This is a genomic window from Alteromonas sp. AO-Serp (assembly GCF_017849675.1).
GTDB lineage: Bacteria > Pseudomonadota > Gammaproteobacteria > Enterobacterales > Alteromonadaceae > Alteromonas > Alteromonas macleodii.
The window spans coordinates 21,672-28,167 of sequence record NZ_JAFLMX010000069.1; the positions used below are offsets into that span (position 1 = coordinate 21,672).

Sequence of the window (6,496 nt, forward strand, 5' to 3'; positions counted from 1 at the left end):
AGCCTACAGGAAGCATAATCATCAACTAAGCCAATGTTTTAGCATACGCTTCACTGTCCTGCCTTTTTTCTATTTTATGTTGATCTTCGCTGCGGCCTTTCTTCCAGTAGCTACTAATATAAATATTCTCGTGCGCCACGGATTTTTCGTCCTTGAGCCATGTCCGAATCGCCCGCATATCAGAAAATTCACACGCCACCCAAACTGTGGGATTTCCGTCGAGCCAAGGTAACTGGTCGAGGCGGGAAGGTAAAGATTGCTCATGTTCCCATATCACCGTTACTCCTTCGGGCTTTTTAAGTGTAACCGCATCCTTTTCGTCTTCAATTTTAATCACGGCGTAGCCTTTGGTTTGTACAGGAAGCTCGGCGAGGTGATTTCTAATACTAGGAAGCGCTGTCATGTCGCCAGCCAACAGTATCCAATCATATTGCTCGCTGAGTCCCTTACTAGAACCAGGCCCTGCGAGCGTGATGATGTCGCCAGGCTTTGTACTTGTCGCCCATGCCGACGCAGGGCCAGTTTTACCACCATCGGCATGGATAACCATATCCAGAACCATTTCAGGCTTCTCTGCGTCAAAGTGCGCAACCGTATAGGTGCGCATTGCCACTTGGCTCGTATCTGTGGGGCGTTTCAGCGGGTTTCCTTCTAGGTCGAACATAAGTTTAATGTACGCACCTGCAGTAACCGAGGGAAAGGTAAGAAGGTCTTCCCCACTGAGGTGTACACGCTGCATATTTGGGGTAATTCGGACTGATTGGGTGACAATAGCTCTGCGAGGTTGCGGTTTAGACATTAGCTTACTCCTGTGATCTTGAGTAGCTATTCTATTTGGAAATAATTCTCATTACTATTTCTAAAGGTGAAATGATCAGGATTGTTTAGTTCTATTTTTTAGATTAACTGACCGGTCTTGAGAGAAACTAATACAAATAAAATAGATAGGTGTACGTTGGATTAGCACTATAACAATAAGCGAGGAATACGCACTGGAAAAGGAAAGATTAGAGCAAAAGAAAAGGGGCTAAAAAGCCCCTTAAAAAACCACAACATAACTTGGAAAACACATTTACACACCACAAAGACGCACACTCAACGACTTCATGTATAAGTTAAGATAGCCTAATTATAAAAAGGTTCCGCTTTTTTAAAAATAAAAGGTAAAAAAATAGATACCTTTGAAATAGGCGTATTCCTGTCACCTGTCAGGCTGACATTAATTCGCTAAGGCCTGTTTAGCTTTGATGACGAATTGGGCCAAATGTATAGCAACGGTTAACAGGCCCTAGCCAACGTGTCTAATTCTTTTCAATGTTATGTAGACGACGCACGTGGTTGCTGCGATTAGCACTGACGCTATAGCGAACGGAAGCGCGATATCCAGTTGGTAAATGAAAGCTGCCAGTGGCGGACCTATTACGTAGCCCATGGCAGTAGTCGCTGTAATTAACCCAGTGATAGTGGCTTGTTGAGAGGGGGCGCAGTAGGTCGTTGCTGCAGCTGCCAAAGATGGGTAGGCCATTCCCATACCTAAACCCATTAATGTCATGGCCGCATAAAGCATAAATAACGAATGTTGAAGAAAGAGCAGCAAGTAGGCTAAGCCCAATAGCGGAAGCGCGATAGTGATCATCGCTTCTTTGCTTATTCGGCCTTTTTGTACCCACCCAAATTGGGCTGTAAGAGACGCGGCAGCACTGACCATCATCGCGAAACCCACTTGCCGAGCAGCGTCTACGGGTGAATAGTCGTAAAAATCGATAAAAAAGAAACCCAGTGATTGCTGCATCATAGCCATTGCGCAAAATACACAAATACATGCAGCGACGAATACATAAGGTACTTTGCTAGGCGCTTGGTTATTGTCGCTAGTCTGCTGAGCGTTTTTTTGCTGAGACAAAGGCGGCAGAACAGGTAGCTTAAAATATACCAATGTAAGCGCCAGCAAGGTTAGCAAAACGATGCTGTACAACGGTGCTAATAAGCCAAAACCGACTAAAAGCCCAGCGTAGGCGGGCCCCACAATTTGCCCTACGTTGCTTGCAGAGGTGACTTTGCTGATTGCACTTACTCGACTTTGGGGCGTACTGATGGCGACGGCGTAACCTACCGCAGAAGGCGGAGTTGCAGACATAATGGTTGATTGCAGACTTCGGCTTATCAACAATGCCAAAAACAAATTGGTGCCGCTTATAATGCCAGAAAATCCTGCCATCCATGCACTAGCGAAGGCAAATGTGCCCAAGCTATAACCCGACAGACCAACCATTAAAATACGTTTAAAGCCCGCACGCTTAGCGACTTTGCTCCACACATTCGTACCGAACGCAAAGATAAGTGCAGAGCTAGACATAATAGTGGCAATGTGGAATTCAGAAAGGTTCGCCTGTCGCCCCATAGAAGGGAGTGTGGTAAGCATTACGCTTTGGCCAACAGACGTAGCGAGCAACGCACAAAAAAGAACTCTAAAAACGATAGTAGATGCAGACGGCGAAAGCACGCAGGTAGCCCTTTTGTTAGGCGATAAAGAATCAACGCAATTTTATCACAAATGAAGATAAAAAAATGCCCGCCAAAGGCGGGCCAAAATCAGAGGTATGTAAAGGCCGGGATGGGCCTTTGAGGGGAGAGGGTAGTCGTCGGATGACAACTCACTAATAACATCGACGACATTACCAGTGTCCTCACTATGGTCTCGCTGAAGCAACACACACGTACATTCAACGAATCCAAATTGGGTCAACAATCCCTTGCTGCACGAGACATCACTGTCGGTGCTTGCGATGTAGGTACTCAGAGCTTGTTTGCAATCCTTATGAAACAAGTGCCTTGCATCCTGCGAGTTTAATTAGGTTGTCTTTTACCTAACCTCATCATCGACCAGCAATTTAACGAATCTTCTACAGGCATCCATTAGCTACAATACTGACACATCCGTTTTTCCTTGGTGACACACTCCATGCACTTCCCATGTCGTCACCTTCAGTATTTGTCATCTACGCAATTTGGCCTCTCCGTCGCTAAAGCTATCCTAGCTACAAACTGCGTTCTGTATTTATCCGTTAGTCTAATGTATGCGTGATCTGTGCCAAACCTTAAATTCAATTTAGAATAATTTTAATTTACTGATTTCTAAAGATTATTTTTATTTTTGGACAGCGGGTAGCTCGTATTTGAAAAACTAAGGTTGAGTAGGTATGTAGTTTTTTCTCGGTGGTGTGTAGCGTTTTACAAACACTTTTCTTTTCTCTGTGTTACTCGTCGCATTGCTCTTGATCTTTTCTAAAAATACATTAGATTATTTATATATTAGAGTAATCTAATTTAATACTGTGTCCCATAAACGCTGTGGCCCATAAATGTACCCATTGTTTTTGCTAACGCAGGTAGGCGTTGTGAAATGTTCTGCAGATCAAAGGTCATGGTTTGTGAAAGTGGAGCGCCATTCAACACGCTAAGGAAACACAGTGGATGGAGTTAGCCCAGTCGTATCACGATTAGAGGGAATCAATGTATTTCCTAGTAGGAGTTCATAGCTATGTTCACGGCAGTTATTGAAAAATTACTGTTCCTATCTACCCAGAAAGGTAAGTGGGTTTATGCCGCTTTACTGTTGGCTGTTGTCTTTTGCGCTTATCAAATGCGGCTAATTACGATAGATACCGACCCAGAGAATATGCTTGAAGCCAATCACCCTGCTCGCGTTTTTCATAACGATGTGAAGCATACTTTTGCTATGCACGACGCGATAGTGGTGGGGGTTATAGCATCACCAGCCAATGACACAGCCACTCATAATGCTGCTTTAAGTACCAATAAAGGCATCTACACACCAGAGAATCTAAGCGCAATAGACAAGGTTTCTCAGCATATATTGAACACTGAGGGTGTAATTGCTCAAGATGTCATGTCGTTTTCAACGGTTGACAACATAACTCAGGGCGACAGTGGCGAGCTTAAGTTTTCTTGGATGATGCCAAACGCTCCGGCGTCTCAAGAGAAAGCGGGGAAAATTGCTGAGGCAATAGCACGTCTTCCAATGTTACAGGGAACCCTAGCCTCTTCTTCTAAAAATGCAGCCGCTATTTATGTGCCAATTAAAGACAAAAATGAAAGCTTTCGAATTGCAGAAGACATTCGCGCATTTATCGGCGCGAATACAACAAACGAAACATTGCAGTGGCACATAACAGGACTCCCTGTTGCTGAAGATCAATTCGGCGTTGAAATGTTTATTCAAATGGCAATTTCAGCGCCAGCTGCGGGACTAATGATTTTTATCCTCCTCTTTGTTTTTTTCCGCAATTTTACGCTGATTACCGCCCCGATGGTGGTGGCAATGGCAACGGTAATTATCACAATGGGGGCGCTAATCGGCTTAGGTTTCACTGTGCACATCATGTCATCCATGATTGCCATATTTTTGATGCCTATCGCTGTTGTTGACTCGGTGCATATATTGTCTGAGTTTTCAGACCGCTATAAACCAGGTCAAAAGGCTGATGAAGTGATTACCACAGTGGTTGAACACCTATTTCAGCCGATGCTGTTTACGTCGCTGACCTCTGCGGCAGGGTTCTATTCACTTATGCTAACTCCCATTCCACCCGTACAGATTTTCGGTGCTTTCATTGGGTCAGGTATTCTGTTGGCTTTCGCTATTACGCTTACCTTTATTCCAGCTTATATATCAAGAATGTCGCCAGAGGCGCTCGCAAAATTGCAGTCTGCACTGCACGCCGATGCCAATACCTCATCAATGAAAACAACATACTTACAGCGATTTGTGTACGGTATTCGCACCTTGGCGCTAAATTATAAAGGGGCATTACTCGTTGCGTTTATGGTGATTTCCGCGGTATCAGTGTGGGGTATTTTCCAAATACAAATTAACGATAATCCTGTGCGCTGGTTTAAAGAAAATCATGAAATTCGCGTAGCCGATAAGGCGCTTAATAAGGAGTTTGCGGGTACGTATAACGCGTACATTGTTATTCAAGATACCCGCAAGCTGAAAAGTGCTGGTGAAATACTGCAAAGTGCAGTGTTGCCCTCTTCGTTAGATGAATGGCGCAAAACAACCCTCGATACACTCAACAATGAAAATGCCGGTAATAATTATGAGACTCTCGTATTTGCCGTCGATGATGCATTGTTCGGTGATCTAGACAGCAACGAATATGACGCCTTAAATCGCTTGCTTTCAAGCATTGATGAAATTAAAGGCACAAGCAAAACGTTTCAGCAGCCCGATAATGTAGCGCTGCTTTCAGACCTGCAAAGTTACTTAAGCACTCAAACGCTGGTGGGTAAAACTCAGTCCCTCAGTGATGTGATTAAAGTGGTTAACCGAGAGCTGCATTCGGGCAATGACAGCGACTACGAGTTACCTAATACTCAGCCGGCGATAGCTCAGACGCTCTTGCAATATCAGTCCTCTCATAGGCCTCAAGACTTGTGGCATTTCGTGACACCAGACTATCGTAAAACCTTGGTGTGGCTACAACTATCCAGTGGTGACAACCAAGATATGACCGAGGTAATTGAGTTAGTCGATAACTACTTCGCTCAACACCCACTGCCTGATGGCCTGACATATCAATGGGCAGGTAAGGCATACCTAAATGTGGTGTGGCAGGACAACATGGTTGCAGGCATGTTAGACAGCTTACTTAGCGCCTTTATTATTGTTTTTGTGATGATGGTATTGCTGCTGCGCTCACTGATATTCGGTGTATTAGCCATGCTGCCCCTTACCATAACTATCACCTTTATTTACGGTGCTATTGGCATTGTAGGTAAAGATTACGATATGCCTATTGCCGTGCTTTCAGCCCTGACATTGGGTTTGTCGGTAGACTTTGCCATTCACTTTTTGGCTAGAGCCAAAGAGCTCTACAAGAAAACGGGTGACGTGAGTAAAACGTTTGATGCCATGTTTGAAGAGCCTGCTAGCGCTATTACTCGTAATGCGTTGGTCATCGCGCTTGGCTTTACGCCGCTGCTTTTAGCACCACTGGTGCCTTACATCACCGTGGGCATTTTTCTGGCAAGTATCATGTTTATTTCGGCACTCGTTACGCTGCTGGTGTTGCCAGCTGCTATGACGTTGCTTAAACGTTGGGTTTTCAAGGAGGCCTAAAATGCGTATTTCCATATTATCAGTGTTCATGTGGCGTCGACCAAAAATACGAAACCTTCGAAGCATGTTCACGGGTCTTGTTGCTCTATTACTTATATCGAGTAATGGATTTGCTCAAGCCTTGGCAACCCAAAGCGACGAAAGCGCCAGTAGTATCGATGTTGCTGAAATCGTTAATAAGGCTGAGCAGGCGGCGTACTACGCGGGCAATGACGGACGTTCAATGGCGAGAATGCTGATTGTAGATGAGCAAGGTCGAAAGCAAATGCGTCAGTTTACTATTCTGCGCAAAGATGTGCTGAATGAGGCAGGCGCCGACACCGGCGATCAACGAATGCTGGTTTTCTTTAG

General features: G+C 44.7%; 3 protein-coding genes and 1 pseudogene. 2 read left to right on the forward strand and 2 right to left on the reverse strand.

Annotation, left to right across the window (positions count from 1 at the left end; all coding sequences use genetic code 11):
- Positions 1 to 25: 25 nt before the first annotated feature.
- Entirely contained in the window at positions 26 to 799 is a 774-nt protein-coding gene (locus QVA83_RS05975) for a siderophore-interacting protein (RefSeq protein ID WP_110288883.1), read from the reverse strand.
- Between the two features lie 489 nt (positions 800 to 1,288).
- Positions 1,289 to 2,452 (reverse strand): MFS transporter, encoded by a 1,164-nt coding sequence (locus tag QVA83_RS05980; RefSeq protein WP_222936446.1) that lies wholly within the window; start codon positions 2,450 to 2,452, stop codon positions 1,289 to 1,291.
- Between the two features lie 1,089 nt (positions 2,453 to 3,541).
- Between QVA83_RS05980 and QVA83_RS05985 the strand changes: the two genes are divergently transcribed.
- Together QVA83_RS05985 and QVA83_RS05990 are read left to right on the forward strand one after the other, a co-directional pair.
- A complete protein-coding gene (locus QVA83_RS05985) occupies positions 3,542 to 6,145 on the forward strand; it encodes an efflux RND transporter permease subunit (RefSeq protein WP_287498238.1) in 2,604 nt (867 codons plus the stop codon).
- Between the two features lies 1 nt (position 6,146).
- Positions 6,147 to 6,496, forward strand: a pseudogene (locus QVA83_RS05990) (outer membrane lipoprotein-sorting protein); the annotation flags it as partial.